Origin of the sequence: Fodinicola acaciae, from assembly GCF_010993745.1 — a bacterium.
Lineage (GTDB): Bacteria > Actinomycetota > Actinomycetes > Mycobacteriales > HKI-0501 > Fodinicola > Fodinicola acaciae.
Genome location: NZ_WOTN01000003.1, coordinates 1,160,564 through 1,178,687 on the forward strand (window position 1 = coordinate 1,160,564; position 18,124 = coordinate 1,178,687).

16 protein-coding genes are annotated in these 18,124 nt (G+C 70.3%); 14 read left to right on the forward strand and 2 right to left on the reverse strand.

From position 1 onward, the window contains the following. Positions 1-98: 98 nt before the first annotated feature. The 11 genes from GNX95_RS31660 (at position 99) to GNX95_RS31710 (ending at position 14,076) form a co-directional block, all read left to right on the forward strand. Positions 99-446, forward strand: a complete 348-nt coding sequence (locus GNX95_RS31660) for a DUF485 domain-containing protein (RefSeq protein WP_246281828.1) — start codon at positions 99-101, stop codon at positions 444-446. Further along, positions 443-2,101 (forward strand): solute symporter family protein, encoded by a 1,659-nt coding sequence (locus tag GNX95_RS31665; protein WP_163511332.1) that lies wholly within the window; start codon positions 443-445, stop codon positions 2,099-2,101. Before GNX95_RS31660 ends, GNX95_RS31665 begins: the two co-directional genes overlap by 4 nt. A gap of 98 nt (positions 2,102-2,199) precedes the next feature. Then, the gene (locus GNX95_RS31670; RefSeq protein WP_163511333.1) at positions 2,200-3,093 is read left to right on the forward strand and encodes an alpha/beta fold hydrolase; all 894 of its coding nucleotides are present in this window, start codon (positions 2,200-2,202) and stop codon (positions 3,091-3,093) included. Next, positions 3,090-4,091 (forward strand): GNAT family N-acetyltransferase, encoded by a 1,002-nt coding sequence (locus GNX95_RS31675; protein WP_163511334.1) that lies wholly within the window; start codon positions 3,090-3,092, stop codon positions 4,089-4,091. The genes GNX95_RS31670 and GNX95_RS31675 overlap by 4 nt, the downstream gene beginning before the upstream one ends. A 133-nt stretch (positions 4,092-4,224) precedes the next feature. Further along, positions 4,225-5,808, forward strand: a complete 1,584-nt coding sequence (locus GNX95_RS31680) for a DUF4139 domain-containing protein (protein WP_222854076.1) — start codon at positions 4,225-4,227, stop codon at positions 5,806-5,808. 57 nt (positions 5,809-5,865) lie between these two features. After that, the gene (locus GNX95_RS31685; RefSeq protein ID WP_163511335.1) at positions 5,866-6,708 is read left to right on the forward strand and encodes an SMP-30/gluconolactonase/LRE family protein; all 843 of its coding nucleotides are present in this window, start codon (positions 5,866-5,868) and stop codon (positions 6,706-6,708) included. 217 nt (positions 6,709-6,925) lie between these two features. Next, on the forward strand, positions 6,926-8,446 hold the full coding sequence (locus tag GNX95_RS31690) for an MFS transporter (RefSeq protein ID WP_163511336.1): 1,521 nt from the start codon (positions 6,926-6,928) through the stop codon (positions 8,444-8,446). A gap of 24 nt (positions 8,447-8,470) precedes the next feature. Continuing rightward, positions 8,471-9,274 (forward strand): alpha/beta fold hydrolase, encoded by an 804-nt coding sequence (locus GNX95_RS31695; protein ID WP_163511337.1) that lies wholly within the window; start codon positions 8,471-8,473, stop codon positions 9,272-9,274. Between the two features lie 4 nt (positions 9,275-9,278). After that, the gene (locus tag GNX95_RS31700; RefSeq protein WP_163511338.1) at positions 9,279-10,274 is read left to right on the forward strand and encodes a glutathione S-transferase family protein; all 996 of its coding nucleotides are present in this window, start codon (positions 9,279-9,281) and stop codon (positions 10,272-10,274) included. Between the two features lie 405 nt (positions 10,275-10,679). Beyond that, on the forward strand, positions 10,680-12,113 hold the full coding sequence (locus tag GNX95_RS31705) for a sigma 54-interacting transcriptional regulator (RefSeq protein WP_163511339.1): 1,434 nt from the start codon (positions 10,680-10,682) through the stop codon (positions 12,111-12,113). Position 12,114: 1 nt separating this feature from the next. Beyond that, positions 12,115-14,076, forward strand: coding sequence for a vWA domain-containing protein (locus tag GNX95_RS31710; protein WP_163511340.1), 1,962 nt, complete (start codon positions 12,115-12,117; stop codon positions 14,074-14,076). A gap of 64 nt (positions 14,077-14,140) precedes the next feature. Here the strand turns inward: GNX95_RS31710 and GNX95_RS31715 are convergent, their stop codons facing one another. Beyond that, on the reverse strand, positions 14,141-15,118 hold the full coding sequence (locus tag GNX95_RS31715; protein WP_163511341.1) for a hypothetical protein: 978 nt from the start codon (positions 15,116-15,118) through the stop codon (positions 14,141-14,143). A 135-nt stretch (positions 15,119-15,253) separates the two neighbouring features. Here GNX95_RS31715 and GNX95_RS31720 point away from each other — a divergent pair, with 135 nt between their 5' ends. Next, positions 15,254-15,733, forward strand: a complete 480-nt coding sequence (locus GNX95_RS31720; protein ID WP_163511342.1) for a DUF2269 family protein — start codon at positions 15,254-15,256, stop codon at positions 15,731-15,733. Between the two features lie 52 nt (positions 15,734-15,785). Here the strand turns inward: GNX95_RS31720 and GNX95_RS31725 are convergent, their stop codons facing one another. After that, positions 15,786-16,643: a hypothetical protein gene (locus tag GNX95_RS31725; RefSeq protein ID WP_163511343.1), complete on the reverse strand. Its 858-nt coding sequence runs from the start codon at positions 16,641-16,643 to the stop codon at positions 15,786-15,788. Between the two features lie 121 nt (positions 16,644-16,764). Between GNX95_RS31725 and GNX95_RS31730 the strand changes: the two genes are divergently transcribed. Together GNX95_RS31730 and GNX95_RS31735 are read left to right on the forward strand one after the other, a co-directional pair. After that, positions 16,765-17,286 carry a SigE family RNA polymerase sigma factor gene (locus tag GNX95_RS31730; RefSeq protein WP_163511344.1) on the forward strand — a complete coding sequence of 174 codons (522 nt, stop codon included), beginning with the start codon at positions 16,765-16,767 and terminating at the stop codon, positions 17,284-17,286. Continuing rightward, positions 17,283-18,086, forward strand: a complete 804-nt coding sequence (locus tag GNX95_RS31735) for a hypothetical protein (protein WP_163511345.1) — start codon at positions 17,283-17,285, stop codon at positions 18,084-18,086. Before GNX95_RS31730 ends, GNX95_RS31735 begins: the two co-directional genes overlap by 4 nt. Positions 18,087-18,124: the final 38 nt, after the last annotated feature.

Below are 18,124 nucleotides of genomic sequence, written 5' to 3' on the forward strand. Positions count from 1 at the left end.
ACGATCATTTCACCTCGACGAGGCGGTCGTCGACAGCGACCGTCCATCGCGCACGTGGCATGGCCGGATGTCTGAGCCCAGGGTCTGAGGAGGACGGCGTGAGCCAGACCAATCTCGAGAAACCAAGTGAACCGGACGGGGTGAACTGGGAGGAGGTGCAGTCCACCGCGGAGTTCCAGGGTTTGCGGCGGACCCTGCGCAACTTCGTCTTTCCGATGACCGCGCTGTTCCTGATCTGGTATTTGCTTTATGTCATCCTCGCCGACTACGCGCACGGCTTCATGGCCTTCAAGTTGGTCGGAAACATCAACGTCGGCCTGGTGCTCGGCCTGCTGCAGTTCGTCTCCACCTTCGTGATCACCGGCCTGTACGTACGGTTTGCCAACCGCAGGCTGGATCCGGTCGCCGACAGGATCCGCGACGAGGTCGAAGGAGACCAGAAATGAACGCCGGCATCCTGGCGGAGGCGGCCGGACCGGCCAGCACCAACCCGTGGCTGAACATCGGAATTTTCGCGGTGTTCGTCATCATCACGCTGGTGATCGTGTTCCGGGCCAGCCGGCGCAGCGGCACGGCGGTCGACTTCTACGCCGCCGGTCACAGCTTTTCCGGCGCCCAGAACGGAATCGCCATCTCCGGCGACTACCTGTCGGCGGCCTCGTTCCTCGGCATCGCCGGCGCCATCGCGCTGAACGGCTATGACGGATTCCTCTATTCCATCGGATTCCTGGTGGCCTGGCTGGTGGCGCTGCTGCTGGTCGCCGAGCTGCTGCGGAACACCGGTCGCTACACCATGGGCGACGTGCTGAGCTTCCGGATGCAGCAGCGTCCGGTCCGCGCGGCGGCCTCGGTGTCCACCTTGGTCGTGTCGTTTTTCTATCTGCTGGCGCAGATGGCCGGCGCCGGCGGACTGGTGGCACTGCTGCTCGGCGTGACCGGTGCCGGCGGCCAGGCGATCGTGATCGCCGTGGTCGGCATCATCATGATCACGTACGTGCTGGTCGGCGGCATGCGCGGCACCACCTGGGTGCAGATCATCAAGGCGGCGCTGCTGCTGGTCGGCGCCGCGGTGATGTTCATCTGGGTCCTCGGCCTGTTCGGCTTCAACCTCTCGGGCCTGCTCGGCGACGCGGCCACCAAGGCCGGCGAAGGCGGCCAGGCGCTGCTGGCTCCTGGCAAGCAGTACGGCAAGTCGGCGATCACGCAGCTCGACTTCGTCTCGCTCGGCCTCGCGCTGGTGCTGGGCACCGCCGGTCTGCCGCACATCCTGATGCGCTTCTACACCGTCCCCAGCGCGAAAGAAGCGCGGAAGTCGGTCGTGTGGGCCATCTGGCTGATCGGCATCTTCTATCTGTTCACGCTGGTGCTCGGTTACGGCGCCGCCGCGCTGGTCGGTCCGAAGGTGATCAAGGCGGCGCCCGGCGGGCAGAACTCGGCCGCTCCGCTGCTGGCCGAGGCGCTCGGCGGGCCCGTACTGCTCGGCCTGATCGCCGCCGTGGCGTTCGCGACGATCCTGGCGGTGGTCGCCGGCCTCACGATCACCGCGTCGGCGTCGTTCGCACACGACATCTACGCCAACATCATCAAGAAAGGCGCGGCGGACGACAAGAAACAGGAGGTGCGCGTCGCGCGTATCACCGCGGCGGTGATCGGTGTGATCGCGATCCTCGGCGGCATCCTGGCCAACGGTCAGAACATCGCCTTCCTGGTCGCGCTGGCCTTCGCGGTCGCCGCGTCGGCGAACCTGCCGACGATCCTCTACACGTTGTTCTGGAAGCGGTTCAACACCTCCGGAGCGCTGTGGAGCATCTACGGCGGCCTGGCGATCACCATCATCCTGATCGTGTTTTCCCCGGCGGTGTCAGGAAAAGTCGATCCGATGACGCACAAGAGCCTGTCGATGCTGCCGGTCGGCATCGACTTCCACTGGTTCCCACTGGACAACCCCGGCCTGGTGTCGATCCCGCTGTCGTTCCTGCTCGGCTATCTCGGCACGGTGCTGTCCAAGGAAAGCAACGCGAAGAAATACGCGGAGCTTGAGGTGCGCGCGCTGACCGGAGCGCACGCACATGGCGCGGTAAAGGAAACTCCGGCGAAGTAAAACCGCGCGAGGGTGACGTTCGGCGCAAACGTCACCCTCGCGCTGGTCAACTGGTGCGTACGCCTGCGCTGCGCCCGTCCAGATGCCATCCTCGGCACGTGGACACGGAGACTGCACAGCTGCACGTCACGGTCGGCGACGGACGGCGACTGCGAGTGAGGATCAGCGGCGTACGCGGTGGTCCGTTGGTCATCGCGCACCACGGCACTCCTGGTTCGGGCCTGCCGCTGCCGGCCGCGATCGAGGACGTGGCGGCCAAGGGCCTGCTGTTGGCGACCGTCGACCGGGCCGGCTTCGGTGAGTCGGACCGGCTGCCGGGCCGGCAGGTCGCGCATGTCGCCGCCGACACCGCCGCGGTCGCCGACGCGCTCGGGGTGGAACGGTTTCGGGTCTGGGGTTGGTCCGGCGGCGGTCCGCACGCGCTCGCCTGCGCGGCTCTGCTGCCCGACCGGGTCGAGGCGGTCGCCACGCTCGGCGGCGTGGCGCCCTACGACGGCGAGGGCCTGGACTGGATGGGTGGCATGGGTGAGGCCAACCTCGCCGAGTTCGGCGCGGCGGTGGCCAGCGCCGACAAGCTGGAGGAGTTTCTCGCCGAGGAGCGCCGCGAGGTGCTGGCGAGCCGGCCGGAGCAGCTGGTCGAGCTGCTCGCGAGCCTGCTGTCGCAGCCGGACCGGGACGCGATGGACGAGACCACGTCGGCCTATTTCTACGCGTCTTTCGCGGACGGCCTGTCCGGCAGCCATCACGGCTGGCTGGACGACGACCTGGCGTTTGTACGCGGGTGGGGCTTCGACCCGGCGACGATCACCGCGCCGACGCTGATCGTGCACGGCCAGCACGACCTGATGGTGCCGATCAGCCACGCGCGGTGGATGGCGCGGCGGATCCCGCACGCGGTGGTGTGGATCTCCCCGGACGACGGCCACATCAGCCCGCTGCCGAAAATCAGTCGCGTCCACGAGTGGTTGCTGGGGCAGGATCGGCAGACGTGACCCTCATCCGTTCGCCGTACCACCTCGAAGACCCGATCCCCGCGCTCGCCGACGGCGACGTTCACGCGCTGCCCCTCGCCTCGATCCTGGAAGACGTGGCCGCGCGCGTCGCGGTCGCGCGTACGCCCGTGGTGCTGTCCGGCGACTGCACCACCGCTCTGGGCACGGCCGCCGGCCTGCACCGGGCCGGCGTGGAGCCGACGCTGTTGTGGCTGGACGCGCACGGCGACTTCAACACGCCGCGGACGAGTCCGTCCGGCTATCTCGGCGGCATGGTGGTGACGATGCTGACCGGCCGCACCGATCCGCGTGAGCTGGTGCGCGGCCTCGGCCTGCGGCCGCTGGCCGACGAGCGGACAGTACTCGTCGACGCGCGCGACCTCGATCCCGGTGAGCGCGATGCGTTGGCCGCGGTTGCCGTGCGGCGGTGTGCGCTGGAGGAGCTGCCGGTGCCGGCCGGGCCGGTGCATCTGCATCTCGACCTGGACATCGCCGGTGACCTGCCGGCGTTTCGCTACAAGGCGCCGGGTGGTCCCGGTTTCGATGCGGTGGTCGCCGCGGTCGATCGTGTTTTCGCTGGTGGTGAGGTGTGTGCCTTCGATGTCGCGGTGACGGTGGATCCGTCCGCCGACGGCTGTCTGGAGGCGATCGAAGCCGTCCGGCGTACCGGTTGGATCGATGACGAGCCGTTGCTCGTACGCCCGGCTCGGTTGTCCGATGTCGACGCGCTCGTGGGGCTGTGGACGGCCGCGGGGCTGCGGTTTGACGCGGCCGCCGTGGAGGAGGAGCTGTCGGCGTGCCTGCCCGATGGGCTGGCGTTCGTGATCGCGTCGGAGAAGCGGGTGGTGGCGTCGGTGTGGGGGACGTACGACCGGCGGCGCGGCTGGATCCAGCGGCTGGCGACCGCGCCGGACTGCCGCGGCCGTGGGTTTGCGCGGCGGTTGGTCGCGGTGGTGGAGGCTCGGCTGGCCGGGCTCGGTTGTCGGCACCTGGGCTGACCGGATGTCCGCATGGCCACCATGCGTGCGCTGATCGCAAGCATGGCCACCATGCGTGCATGCGGAGCGGCGGCCGGTGGCCGGTCGCGGAAGTGTGGCGCGGTGGATGCGGGGACACGGCATAGTGGCGAGGGTGACTGCAGCGACAGACGAACAGCTGGACGCGCCGATCGTCGCCGTGACCGTCTATCCCGGTCAGGCCCGCGTCACGCGCCGCGCGCGCGTCGAGTTGGTGCCGGGCGAGCGGCAGGTACGGCTCGGCGGCCTGCCGGTCAACCTGCATCCCGACTCGGTACGGGTCGCCGGCCGCGGCTCGGCGTCGGTGCTCGGGGTGGACGTACGGATGGCCCGGCTGGCGCGTACGCCGGACGCGGCGATCACCGCGCTCACCGACCAGAAACGCGGCCTCCAGGCCCGGCTCGACGAGCTGGCCGACGCGGACCGGGTCGAGGAGGACCGGATCGACTACCTGCGTACGCTGTCGCGGCGCGGCGGCCGCGAGTACGCCGGCACGCTGGCCACCGGCACGGCGCAGGCGCAGCAGGCGATCGCGCTCGGCCAGACGATCGCCGACGAGCTCGCCACCGCGCTGGCTCGCCGGCGCGACCTCGCCGAGCAGCGACGGCTGGCGCAGGAGGACCACGACCGCGTCGAGCGTGAGCTGTCGGCGCGCCGCTCGCCGCGGGCGCCGGACCGCCGCGAGGTGGTGGTCGACCTTGACGTGACCGGCTCGCCGGTCGAGCTGGAGGTGTCGTATCTGGTCGACGGTGCCCACTGGGACTCCACCTACGACCTGCGGCTGGCCGGCGACCGGCTGACGCTCGCCTGGTTTGGCCTGGTCAGCCAGAACACCGGCGAGGACTGGCCGGAGTGCGACCTGCGGCTGTCCACGGCGCGGCCGGCGGTCGCCGTGGAGGTGCCGGAGCTGGAGCCGTGGTTCCTGTCCAAGTACGAGCCGCCGCGGCCGATGCCGCGCGCGCCGATGATGCAGGCGGCCGGCTACGGAGCGGCGCCGGCGGCACCGGGTGGCGCGTACGACGCCGTGGCCGACATGGACGTGCCCGATGTGCGCACCGAGGTGGCCGCCGTCGAACACGGCGCGACGGCGACGACGTACAAGCCGAGCCGGCCGATCGCGGTGGCGGCCGATGGCACCGCGCATCGCGCCGCGGTCGCCACCTTCGAACTGCCGGTGCGGCTCGACTACGTCACCGTGCCGCTGCGCGGTGTCGAGGCGTATCTGCGCGCCACCGCCACCAACAGCTCCGAGCACGCGATCCTGCCCGGTCACGCGGCGCTGTTCCACGAGGCCGAGTACGTCGGCAGCACCGACCTGCCACCGTGGGCTCCCGGCGAGGAGGTGGAGCTGGCGCTCGGCGTGGACGACCGCGTACGCGTCGAACGCGAGCTGGTCCGCCGGTCGGCGAGCAAGGCGGCGCTCGGCGGCACCGAGCGGCGCGAGCTCGCATACAAGATCACCATCGGCAACTACAGCCCCGGCGCTGCGCGGATCACCGTGCAGGATCAGGGTCCGGTGTCGCGCGATCCGGCGATCACGGTACGCGACGTGACCTGCCAGCCGCGCGAGTCCGAGCGCACCGAGCTCGGCGTCCTGACCTGGCGGTTGGAGGTGCCGGCCGGCGGCAAGACCGAGATCACCATCGGCTTCCGGGTCGATGTGGCCAAAGGCGTACGGATGGTCGGCTGGCGCGAGTAGGGCCGGTGTCGATTCGCCCGGGTGCCGTTCGTGTAGTCGGTGAAAGGGGTGATCGCGATGAGCGACGTACTACTGACCGGACTGAAGATCGGCGAGTCGGCGCGCTGGCACGACGGCCGGCTGTGGCTGTGCAACTGGGGTACGCGGCAGGTGCTGGCGGTCGACGACGACGGAAGAGCCGAGGTGATGGCGACCGTACCGACGACGATCCCGTTCTCGATCGACTGGCTGCCCGACGGCCGGCTGCTGGTCGTCTCCGGCCCGGAGGGCCGGCTGCTGCGGCAGGAGCCGGACGGCTCGCTGGTCGAGCACGCGGACCTGAGCGCGTACGGCGGCCTGAACGAGATCGTCGTGGACGGCCGCGGCGACATCTTCGTCAACGGTGGCTCGGATTTTCATCCCGACGAAGGCGTGGCGCCGGGGTTCGTCCTGGTGGTCCGGGCGGACGGCGAGGTGCGCAAGGTCGCCGAGGACATCGCGTTCCCCAACGGCATGGTCGTGACGCCGGACGGCTCGACGCTGGTCATCGCGGAGTCCTTCGCCGCGACGCTGACCGCCTTCGACATCGGCGCGGACGGCGGCCTGTCCAACCGCCGCGTGTGGGCCGCGGTCCCCGCTGACGGGATCGTGATGGACGCCGAAGGAGCCATCTGGACGCCGAGCGGCGCGTCCTGCCTGCGGGTCGCCGAAGGCGGCGAGGTGTTGGCGACCGTGCCGCTGGAGCACTTCGGCTTCGCGTGCACGCTCGGCGGCGACGACGGCCGTACGTTGTACATGCTGTCGGCCGACTGGCACATGGGGGACGGCTTCGAGGCCAACCTGGAGCGGCTGGTCGGCGGGCCGGAGACCGGTCGCGTCCTCACCACCCGGGCACCAGCCCCGCACGCCGGCCATCCGTAGACCTCGCCGAAACTGTCGGCCGCCGGTGAGATGCTGGAAATGGGGACCTCGCTCCCCCCGGGGGCTCCTGGGGACCCCCGAATTCCATTCTTCTCCGGGTGGCCGACAGTTTCGGCGTGGCCGGGGAGGTCACGGAAAGTAGTCGGCCGGGAAATGTAGAGATCTGTCGAGGCGCTCCGACCAGTCAGCGAAACCGACGCTGAGAGAGGCACTCGACATGAGCGACAAGAAGGCATGGATCGGCCTCGCCGTACTGGCGCTGCCCAGCCTGCTGGTCTCCATAGATGTGTTCGTCATGCTGCTGGCGCTGCCGCGGCTGTCCGCCGATCTCGGCGCCAGCAGCACCGAGCAGCTGTGGATCATGGACGTGTACGGCTTCCTGCTGTCCGGGTTCATGATCACCATGGGTACGCTCGGCGACCGGATCGGCCGCCGCAAGCTGCTGCTGATCGGCTCGGCCGCGTTCGCCGCCGCGTCGGTGATGGCCGCGTTCTCGGTCAGTCCGCTGATGCTGATCGCGGCGCGTGCCGTGCTCGGCATCGCCGGCGCGACGCTGGCGCCGTCGACGTTGGCGCTGATCAGCAACATGTTCCCCAACCCCAAGCAGCGCGGCCTGGCCATCGGCATCTGGCTGATGTGCTTCATGGGCGGCGCGACGCTCGGACCGCTGGTCGGCGGCGCTCTGCTGCAGCACCTCTGGTGGGGTGCGGTGTTCCTGCTCGGCGTACCGGTCATGGCCGTCCTGCTGGCGGTCGGTCCGGTGCTGCTGCCGGAATACCGCAACCCGGACGCCGGCAAGCTCGACCTGGTCAGCGTCGCGCTGTCGCTGGCGGCGATCCTGCCGTTCGTGTACGGCGTGAAGCAGCTCGCGTACGCGGGCTGGCAGCCGGTGCCGGTCGCCGCGGTCCTGGTCGGCGTCGTCGTCGGCGCGGTGTTCGTACGCCGGCAGACCCGGCTGGAGCATCCGCTGCTGGACCTGCGGCTGTTCACCCGCCGGTCGTTCAGCACGGCGCTGGTGAGCATGCTGGTCGGCACCATGCTGATGGGGGCGATGATGCTGTTCCAGACCCAGCATCTGGAGCTGGTGCAGGGCCTGTCGCCGCTGCAGAGCGCCTTCTGGATGATCCCGATGGCGGTCGCGTCGCTGATCACCTTCCAGGTGTCGCCGCTGCTCGCGCGCCGCTTCCGTCCCGCCTACCTGATCGCCGGCGGCCTGGCCGTGTCGATCACCGGCCTGCTGGTGATCACGCAGGTCGGCGCCACCTCCGGACCGGTCCTGCTGGTCACCGGCTGGTCGCTGATCAATCTCGGCTCCGGACCGCTGGTCACGCTCGGCACCGACCTGGTGATCGGCTCGGCGCCGGTGGAGAAGGCCGGCTCGGCGGCCGCGATCGGTGAGACCAGCAACGAGTTTGGCTTCGCGCTGGGGATCGCGGCGCTCGGCAGCGTTGGTACGGCGGTCTATCGCGCGCTGCTGCCCAGTGGCGTCCCGGCCGCGGCTCGCGACACGCTGGCCAGTGCCACCGAAGTGGCCGGCACGCTCTCCGGCCAGGCCTCCGACGCCCTGCTCAGCTCCGCGCGCGAGGCTTTCACCAGCGGCATGCATGTCGCCGCGCTGATCAGCGCGGTGGCGCTGGCCGTCGTCGCGGTCGCCACCGCGATCCTGCTCCGGCACGTACGCCCCACCGCCGAGCCTGCGCCCGCCGACACGACAGACCCCGTCCTGGTCACCACCTGACGACTTTTTCAGAAGGAGAGAGTCATGAGCACAGTCACGTCCACTGACGGCACCACGATCGCGTACACGTACGTCGGCTCCGGCCCCGCCGTGATCCTGGTCGGCGGCGCCTTCCAGCACCGCGCGATCGACGCCAGTACGCGAGAGGTCGCACAACGGCTCGGCGAGGACTTCACCGTCTTCCATTACGACCGGCGGGGGCGCGGCGAGAGCAGCGACACGCAGCCGTACGCGAAGGAGCGCGAGATCGAAGACCTCGCGGCGCTGATCGCCGAGGCCGGCGGCCGCGTGCACCTGTATGGCATGTCGTCCGGCGCGGCGCTCGCGCTGGACGCGGTCGCCGCCGGTCTCGACGTGGCGTCACTGGCGGTCTACGAGGCGCCCTTCGTCGTCGACGACAGCCGGCCGCCGTTCCCGGACAACTACCTGGAGCACCTGACCGCACTGTGCCGGGCCGGCGACCGCGACGCGGCTGTCGCGTACTTCCTGACCAACATCGGCGTGCCGGCGGACCTGCTCGACGGCATGCGCCAGGCGCCGATCTGGTCGGACTTCGAAGGCGCCGCGCTGACACTGGCGTACGACGCGGCGTTCATGGACGGCACGACCGCCGGCACGCCGCTGCCGGCCGACCGCTGGTCGAAGGTCACCGTGCCGGCGCTGGTGATGCACGGTGGCGCGAGCCCGGACAGCATGCGTACGGCCGCCGAGGCGCTGACCGCGCTGCTGCCGGCCGCGCGGCACGAGGTGCTCGCCGGTCAGCAGCACGACGTGGCGACCGACGTACTCGTGCCGGCGCTTCGACACTGGCTGTCCGTGGAAAAGTAGGGGCATGAGCGATGACGGCGAGTTCAAGCGGGACCTGAACTACATCTCGACGCGGATCACCGCCGACGGCCGCGACGGCTATCCGGTGGAGCCGGGACGCTATCGGCTGGTGATCGCGCGGGCGTGTCCGTGGGCCAACCGCGCGGCGATCGTCCGGCGGCTGCTCGGCCTGGAGCCGGTGCTCTCGATGGGGATCGCCGGCCCGGTCCACGACGTACGCAGCTGGTCCTTCGACCTCGACCCCGGCGGCCGCGACCCGGTGCTCGGCATCGAGCGGCTGCAGGAGGCGTTTTTCAAGCGCCAGCCGGACTATCCGCGCGGCATCACGGTGCCGGCGATCGTCGACATCCCCACCGGCGCCGTCGTCACCAATGACTTCAAGCAGATCACCATCGACCTGTCCACGGAATGGACCGCCCACCACCGCGCGGGCGCTCCTGACCTCTATCCGGAGGCGCTGAGCGACGAGATCGAGGACGTCGCCGAGAAGGTCTTCCGCGATGTCAACAACGGCGTCTACAAATGCGGTTTCGCCAGCTCGCAGAAGGCGTACGAGGAGGCCTACCAGCGGCTTTTCGAGCGCCTCGACTGGCTCAGCGACCGGCTGTCCGGCCAGCGATATCTGGTCGGCGACACGATCACCGAGGCGGACGTACGGCTGTGGACCACGCTGGTCCGCTTCGACGCCGTCTACCACGGCCATTTCAAGTGCAATCGGCAGAAACTCGCCGAGATGCCGGTGTTGTGGGCGTACGCGCGCGACCTGTTCCAGACGCCGGGTTTCGGCGACACGATCGACTTCGCGCAGATCAAGGAGCACTACTACGTGGTGCACACGATGATCAACCCGACCCAGATCGTGCCGGTCGGCCCCGACCCGTCCGGCTGGCTGACCCCGCACCACCGCGAACAACTCGGCGGCCGCCCGTTCGGCGACGGCACCCCGCCCGGCCCGCCACCGGAGCACGAGATCGTCGCCGACTCCCCCGACCAGCCCTGAACTACCCGCTACAGCGCGAAACTGTCGTACCCAGGTGCCAATCTGGCCCCCACCCAAGACGGGTGGGGGGTGGGTCTGAGAGGTTTTTTTAAATATAAGGGAAAACCGACAAAAGCCCCACATTGGCACTTGCCGGCCCCGCCAGCCGGCGCCGCGCGAAGGGCTCCGCTACCGCCGCGCCGGTTGATCACGGACGGCCGACCAGCGACCAAGATCAACTTTCTATGTATGTAAGTATCCAACGCGAACCCACCCCCCACCCGATCTGGGTGGGGGCCAAAACTGTCACAGGGGTACGACAGTTTCGCGCCGTAGCAGGTATGTCGATCCGGGCTGCAACGGTGTAACACCCTGGCAACAGCAGACCCTGTCTCAGCGGTCAGCCGCGGCGTAGGTTCGGAAGGCGTGACGGCACCTGAATCGCAGAACACCCCCGCACCACCGGACACCACCCTCGGACAGCTGCGCGCCAGCGGTCACCTCCACCGCGGCGTCAAAGCCGAGATCCGCGACAACCTGCTGGCCCGGCTGGCCGCCGGCGAGCCCTCCTTCCCCGGCATCGTCGGCTTCGACGAGACCGTCGGGCCGGAGCTGGAGCGCGCGCTGCTGGCAGGCCACGACGTCGTGCTGCTCGGCGAGCGCGGCCAGGGCAAGACCCGGCTGATCCGTACGCTCATCGGCCTGCTCGACGAGTGGACACCGGTCATCGCCGGCAGCGAGACCAACGACCACCCGTACGACCCGGTCAGCGTCTACGGCCAGAAGCTGGTCGCCGAGAAAGGCGACGACACACCGGTGACCTGGCAGCACCGCAGTCGCCGCTACGGCGAGAAGTTGGCCACCCCGGACACCAGCGTCGGCGACCTGGTCGGCGACGTCGACCCGATCAAGGTCGCCGAAGGCCGCACGCTCGGCGACCCGGAGACCATCCACTTCGGCCTGATCCCCCGCACCAACCGCGGCATCGTGGCCATCAACGAGCTGCCTGACCTGGCCGAACGCATCCAGGTCGCACTGTTCAACGTGCTGGAGGAGCGCGACCTGCAGGTCCGCGGCTACACGCTGCGGCTGCCGCTCGACCTGCTGGTGGTCGCCAGCGCCAACCCGGAGGACTACACCAACCGCGGCCGGATCGTCACGCCGCTGAAAGACCGGTTCGGCGCGGAGATCCGCACGCACTATCCGATCGAGCTCCAGGACGAGGTCGCGCTGCTGCTCCAGGAGGCACGTACGGTCTGGGACGGCAAGTACGGCGAGCCGGTGATCCCCAGCCACCTGGTCGAGATCGTGGCGCGCTACACGCGGGTCGTCCGCGAGTCGCCGCAGATCGACGCACGCAGCGGCGTGAGCGCGCGTTTTGCCATCTCCGGCTTGGAAACCCTGGCCGCCTCCGCCGTACGCCGCGCCGCGATCACCGGCGAGCCGCCGGTCGCGCGAGTATGTGACCTGCCGGCGCTGGTGCCGGCCAGCCGCGGCAAGGTCGAGTTCGAGGACACCGAGGAAGGCCGCGAGCTGGAGGTGCTGGAGCACCTGCTGCGCCAGGCGACCGCGGCGACCTACCGGCTGCGGATGGCCGGCGCCGACACCAGCGGCCTGCAGGCGGTGTTCGAGGACGGCCGTACGGTCGCGGCCGGCGACACCGTGCCGGCCGGCGAGCTGCTGCGTCAGCTCGGCACTTTCAGCGGCCTGGCGGCGATACTGGAACGCAGCGGCGTCGACGACGGCGCCGAGTCACCGGGCCTGGCCGCCGCGGCGGTCGAGTTCGTCCTGGAAGGTCTCTATCTCAGCCGCCGGCTCGCCAAGGACGCCGACGGCGGACGTACGGTCTACGGAGCCTGACATGCCGTTCCGTTATGGAAGATGGTCCGGCGGACCCGATCCGCTGGCACCGCCGTACGACGTCGCCGAGGCGCTGGACGCGATCGGCGACGAGGTGCTGGCCGGCGGCACGCCGACCGACGCGCTGCGCCGCCTGATGCGCGAAGGCGCCAACGGCCTGCGCGGACTGGACGACCTGCGCCGCCAGGCGCAGCGGCGGCGCAGGCAGCTGCGCAAGTCCGGCGAGCTGGACGGCACGCTGGAAGAGGTACGCCGGCTGCTGGAGCAGGCCCTTGAGGCCGAGCGTCGCGAGCTGTTCGCCGATCCGTCCGACGACGCTCGGTTGGAGGAGGCCGAACTCGACACGCTCCCGGACGAGACCGCCAGTGCCGTACGTGCGCTGGCCGATCGCCAGTGGCGCAGCGCCGCTGCTCGCGAGGCGTACGAGCAGATCACCGAGCTGCTGCGCAGCGAGGTGCTGGACAGCCAGTTCGCCGGCATGCGCGACGCGCTGCGCGGCGCCGACGCGGAGGACATGCGGCGGGTCAAGGACATGATGTCCGACCTCAACGACCTGCTCGACAAGCACGCGCGCGGCGAGGACACCGAGCAGGCGCTCTCGGACTTCCTCGACAAACACGGGGACTTCTTCCCGGAGAAACCGTCCACTGTGGACGAGCTGATCGACCAGCTGGCACGCCGCGCGGCGGCGGCGCAGCGGATGATGGCCGGCCTGACACCGCAGCAGCGCGCCGAGCTGTCCGACCTGATGTCCAACGCTCTCGGCGGCGACCTCGACCTGGCCGCGCAGCTCGACCGGCTCAACGCGCAGCTGCAGGCGGCCCGGCCCGATCTCGACTGGAACAGCGACCCGCGGATGTCCGGCCGCGGCGAGCTCGGCATGTCCGACGCCACCGCGGCGATCGCCGAGCTCTCCGACCTGGAGGCGCTGGAGCGTGGCTTCAGCCAGTCGTACGCCGGCGCGTCGCTGGACGACATCGACCCCGAGCAGGTCGCGCGTGCGCTCGGCCGCTCCGCGGTCGACGACCTGCAGGCGCTGCGCCGGATCGAACGGGAGCTGACCCGGCAGGGCTGGCTGACACGGCGCGACGGACGGCTTGAGCTGTCACCGCGCGCGTTGCGGCGGCTCGGTGCGACCGCCCTGAAGCGGGTCTTCGCCGATCTGGCGAGCACCGGGCGCGGCCAGCACGACGTCACTGGCTCCGGCATCGCCGGCGAGCCGACCGGCGCCTCGGTGCCGTGGGAGTTCGGCGACACCCGGCCGCTGGACGCCGCGCGTACGGTCCGCAACGCGGTCGTACGCTCCGGGCCTTCTTCGAAGATTTCGCTCGATGTCGAGGATTTCGAGGTCGTCGAGACCGAGCGGCGGACCCGAGCGGCGGTCGCGTTGCTGGTGGACCTGTCGTACTCGATGGCGCTCAACGGCACCTGGGCGCCGGCCAAGCAGACCGCGCTGGCGCTGCACTCGCTGGTGACCACGCGGTTTCCGCAGGACTCGATCGAGATCATCGGTTTCAGCCAGTACGCGCGGACGCTGAAGCCGACCGACCTCGCCGGCCTGGACTTCGACCCCGTACAGGGGACCAACCTGCAGCACGCGCTCATGCTGGCGCGCCGCCACCTGACGAAGCACTCCGGCGCGGAGCCGGTCGTCATGGTCGTCACCGACGGCGAGCCGACCGCTCACCTGGAGCGGGACGGCTCTGCGGTGTTCTGCTGGCCGCCTCTGCCCGAGACGCTGGAGCTGACGATGGCCGAGGTCGACCGGGCGACCCGCGCCGGCGTCACGCTCAACATGTTCATGCTCGGCGACGACCCGCGGCTGGTGGAGTTCTGCGGGGAGCTGACCCGGCGCAACGGTGGCCGGCTGTTCACCTCCGACGGCAGCGACCTCGGCGCGTACGTCGTGCGCGACTACCTCCGCCGCCGCACCGGCACCCCCAGCGGCCGCCGCGCCTCGTAGGAACCCTTTGGCCGCGCCGAAACTGTCGGTGCACCGCGCGAGGCTTGATATCGGGGGCCCAGAATCAGGCTGGCGGCAACCGTACGGTCGGCGTGCGGTCGTCGGCAAAGGGCACCGTCGGCGTGTCCAACCGCGGCGGAAAGGGGCCGACCGGGTGCGCCGGCCTTCCCGGGGCTGGCCCCGGCGGCGCGTTCCCGATCGGCGGTCTGGGTCGCACCGGCGGCGCGAGCGCCGCGTCCAGCGCCTTGGCCAGCGCGATCGCGCCGTCCACGCGTCGCTGGACCGGCGGCGTGCCGCGGCCGAGGTCCTGGTCGTGCACGACGACAGCGGTGCGGTGCACGACGACCCAGCTGTCCGACAGCGGCAGCAGCGCACGCCGTACGGCCGGATGGTTGAGCAGCCGCATCGCCGCCGGGTCGATCCACCCACCGGTGCAGTCGGCGTCGATCGGCCGCTCCGGACGTACGCGCCCGGGGATCAGCAGCACCGGACCGACCCGGCCCGAGCGCGTCGGTCGCAGCAGTTTCACCCGTACGGCACGGAAAGCGGCACGCTGGTCCGGCACCACCGCGTCGGCCTCGGCCGAACCGATGAGCACCCAGCGGAAGGTGAAGACCGGCACGCCGTGGATCAGGCGGTTGCGAGCGGCGGTCACCAGCAGCCGCGTCGACCCCGCCACCATCGTCGCCGCCACCGCACGCGCCAGCGGCGCGACCCATTGCGCGCCGACCACCGGCGCGATCGGACCCGGCCTTCGTACGAGCGGCGGCACTGCCGGAGGCATCGACGCCGGAGCCGCGGTGTAGGCGGCACCGAAACCGACCACGGCCACCAGACCCGCGGTCATCACCAGGAAACTGGCGACCGCGGCGGCGATGAACGCCGGTGCCTCCGGCAGCGCCTGCGACGCCAGCAGAAAACTGAAAAAGCCGGCGACGCAGGCCGCCGACGCACCCGCCATCCCCCACGGCAGCCACGGCCGCGGGCCCGGCAAGGTGCCGACCGACGGCCGTGACCTCCGCATCGCCATCGGGTCTGGCACTCCTGCATGGTCGCTCACCCACGCAAGCATTCCCGCAGGACGGCGAAAGACGCCGTACGCGCGTGCGCACTAGTGTGCAGTCTTTCCTGCACGCCTTGCCGGGCCAAGCGGTGACCGAGGCCCTACAGTCTGCTCATGCGCGTCTTCCTGCTGACCCTGCACGTACTCGCGGCGGTCTTCGTCATCGGTCCCCTGGTCTACTTTCCGATGAACGGCCTGCGCGGCATCCGCACCGGCGATGTCGACGCGGTACGCTCCGCGGCCCGCCAGACCTTCCTCTACTCGCTGCTCTCGCTGCTGGTCTTCGGCCTCGGCGCGGCGGTGATCGCGGCAAGCACCAAGATCACCTTCGGCACCGCGTGGCTGACCATCTCGATGACGCTCTACGTGGTCGCCTTCGCCATCACGCTGGCGCTGCTGGTGCCGGCGCTGCGGCACGCCGTCACGCTCATGGAGGCGAGCCACACCGACCTGGAGAAGGACGAGACGGAGGTGCGTACGCGGTCGAAGCTGGACTCCGTACGCGGCCGCGCCGCCGCCTCCGCCGGCGTGGTCGCGCTGCTGTTCGTGGTGATCACGATCCTGATGGTCGTCAAGCCCTTCGGCCCGTCCTGATGTCCGCATGGCCACCATGCGTGCACCCAACGCACGCATGGTGGCCATGCGGCTATTCGGTCGACGGGGCCAGCTCGGGACCGATGCCGGCCAGGTGGATGACTGCGCCGACCAGCATCGCCAGCGACGCGAGCAGCATCGTCACACCACCGCCACCGAAGGACAGCGTCACGCCGGCCGCGGCCGGCGCGGTCACCAGCGGCTCGAAGACGACCGTCTTCACCGACACGGCATAGCCGGCCATGATCAGGAAGGCCGCGCCGGCGGCGGCCACCGACAGCTGACGCGACCCGAACGGCAGCGGCACCGAGCCGCTGCCCGGCCGCATGCCGACGCCGACCATCGCCACCACCGCGATGGCCAGCACCACCGGCAACGCGGACAGCGGGAACATGAACGTCCGGCCGCTCCACGCCGAATATGACACCGGAGCGCCGAGCTTGAGCAGGTTGGGAAACGCGCCACCGTACGCCACGAACGGCGCGAACGAGCCGATCACCAGCAGGATCGCGGCCAGTGTGGCGACCAGTCCGCCGACCGAGATCCGCCGCACCGGCCAGCCGCGAAACCACGCCACCAGGCCGTCGACGTCGACCACCGGCACCTGACGCGTCGGCTGGTAGACCGGCGGCGGGTCCATCCGCGGCACCACGACCGTCTCGGCGACCGGTGCCTCAGGCCGTACGTCCGCCGTCTCGGCGACCGGCACCTCGCCGGTGTCCGGCTGCCGGTGCCGCGCCTGGCGCTCCGGCAGCTCGCCGGCGGACGGCAGTGGGATGTGCGGCAACGCCTGCGTGTACTGCGCGGCCGGCCCTCCCCACGCCGGCGGCGGCGTGGCCAGCCGCACCTGACCGGCGCCGGCCTGCTGGTCGGCCGGTTCCGGCGCGGGCTGCGGCCCGTGCGGACTCATCGGTTCACCCTCTCGGTCTCTTGCCGCGGGACGGCGGATACGTCGATCCTCGCATCATCGACCGACCGAACAGAACCTTTCGCGGCCACGACCACGTCCAGGAAGACATGAAGGACGCCAGATGCTGACCCCCCAGCGGCCGGACTTCGCCGATTTCGTCGGCACGGCCGCGACCCGCCTACTGCGTACCGCCGAGCTGCTGACCGGTGACCGTCACCAGGCCGAAGACCTGGTGCAGGCCGCGCTGGAGAAGGCCTATCTGCGGTGGCACCGGATCCGCTCTGACGACCCGTACGGCTATGTCCGCCGCGTACTGGTCAACACGCACAACGACTGGTGGCGCCGCAAGCCGTGGCGCGAGCGCGCGACCGGCGAGCTGCCGGAGGAGGCGAGCGCGGACGTGTCGGAAGAGCACGCCAAACGCGACGCGGTGTTCCGCGCGCTGGCGACGCTGACCCCGCGCGAACGTACGGTCGTCGTCCTCCGGTACTACGAGGACCTGTCGGAGGAGGCGACCGCCACCGCGCTCGGCGTCGCCGTCGGCACGGTCAAGAGCACCGCCGCGCGCGCGTTCGCGAAGCTGCGGATCACCCCTGACATCGGCGAAGTACGCCTGACCCGGCCAGTGGAGGCACGACCGTGAACACCATCGACGAGCTTCGCCAGGCAATGCACGAGGCGGTCGACCACCAGCCGACCTCCACCGTCGACACTGTGACGATCACGTCCGGAGCGCTGCGCCGCCAGCGCCGCTGGATGGCGACCGGCGTCACCGCCGTCGCCAGTCTCGCCGTACTGACGCTCGGTGCGTCCGCGGAGCAGCCGGTCAACGTCGTCGGCATTGCCGCGAAACCGCCAGCCGGTGACGGACGCGTGTGGGACCTGCTGCATGACAAAGGTCTCCGGCTGCTGCCACCTCCGGTCACCGTCCCCGCGGACGGCAAGGCGGCGGCGTTCACCACCGAGCGCGGCGACCGGATCGAGGTCACCAACACACCTGGCCGTCGCTCCGGACCGCTGGACGGACTCGGTGCCATCGTCAGAGACGGATCCGACCCGGCCAGAGGGGTCGACCTCAGTCGCGGTGGCTGGGAAGTCGACGAGGCTCCGGTGGACACGGTCGGAGCGATCAAGGCCGTCCGCGTACGCACCAGCCACGGCGTCCTGCTGATCGCGCTTGGCGGCACGACCACCGGCGTCGCCGGCTACGCGATAGCCGATCCGGACGCCAGCCAGGTGCCGGCACCGGCGGCTATGAAGCACAAGGAGGTTCGCGGTGACCGGCATGCCATCGTCATGTGGTCGTACGTGCCTGACGAACCCGAGCTGGGGATCAGCGCGCTCGTCGTGACCGGAAGGGGTGGTCAGCCGCCGTCGCTCACCATCAGCTTCGTGTCCGTTCCTGACCTGAAGAAGGTGCTGGAGCTCCGGGACCTGCCGTGAATGTCCGCATGGCCGCCATGCTTGCGTTGGATGCAAGC

Bases quoted from the DNA above. Each gene is read 5' to 3' on its own strand.
- GNX95_RS31695 (WP_163511337.1), top strand. From the start codon at position 8,471: ATGAGCACAGTCACGTCCACTGACGGCACCACGATCGCGTACACGTAC.
- GNX95_RS31720 (WP_163511342.1), top strand. From the start codon at position 15,254: ATGCGCGTCTTCCTGCTGACCCTGCACGTACTCGCGGCGGTCTTCGTC.
- GNX95_RS31700 (WP_163511338.1), top strand. From the start codon at position 9,279: ATGAGCGATGACGGCGAGTTCAAGCGGGACCTGAACTACATCTCGACG.
- GNX95_RS31725 (WP_163511343.1), bottom strand. From the start codon at position 16,643: ATGAGTCCGCACGGGCCGCAGCCCGCGCCGGAACCGGCCGACCAGCAG.
- GNX95_RS31665 (WP_163511332.1), top strand. From the start codon at position 443: ATGAACGCCGGCATCCTGGCGGAGGCGGCCGGACCGGCCAGCACCAAC.
- GNX95_RS31685 (WP_163511335.1), top strand. From the start codon at position 5,866: ATGAGCGACGTACTACTGACCGGACTGAAGATCGGCGAGTCGGCGCGC.
- GNX95_RS31710 (WP_163511340.1), top strand. From the start codon at position 12,115: ATGCCGTTCCGTTATGGAAGATGGTCCGGCGGACCCGATCCGCTGGCA.
- GNX95_RS31690 (WP_163511336.1), top strand. From the start codon at position 6,926: ATGAGCGACAAGAAGGCATGGATCGGCCTCGCCGTACTGGCGCTGCCC.
- GNX95_RS31730 (WP_163511344.1), top strand. From the start codon at position 16,765: ATGCTGACCCCCCAGCGGCCGGACTTCGCCGATTTCGTCGGCACGGCC.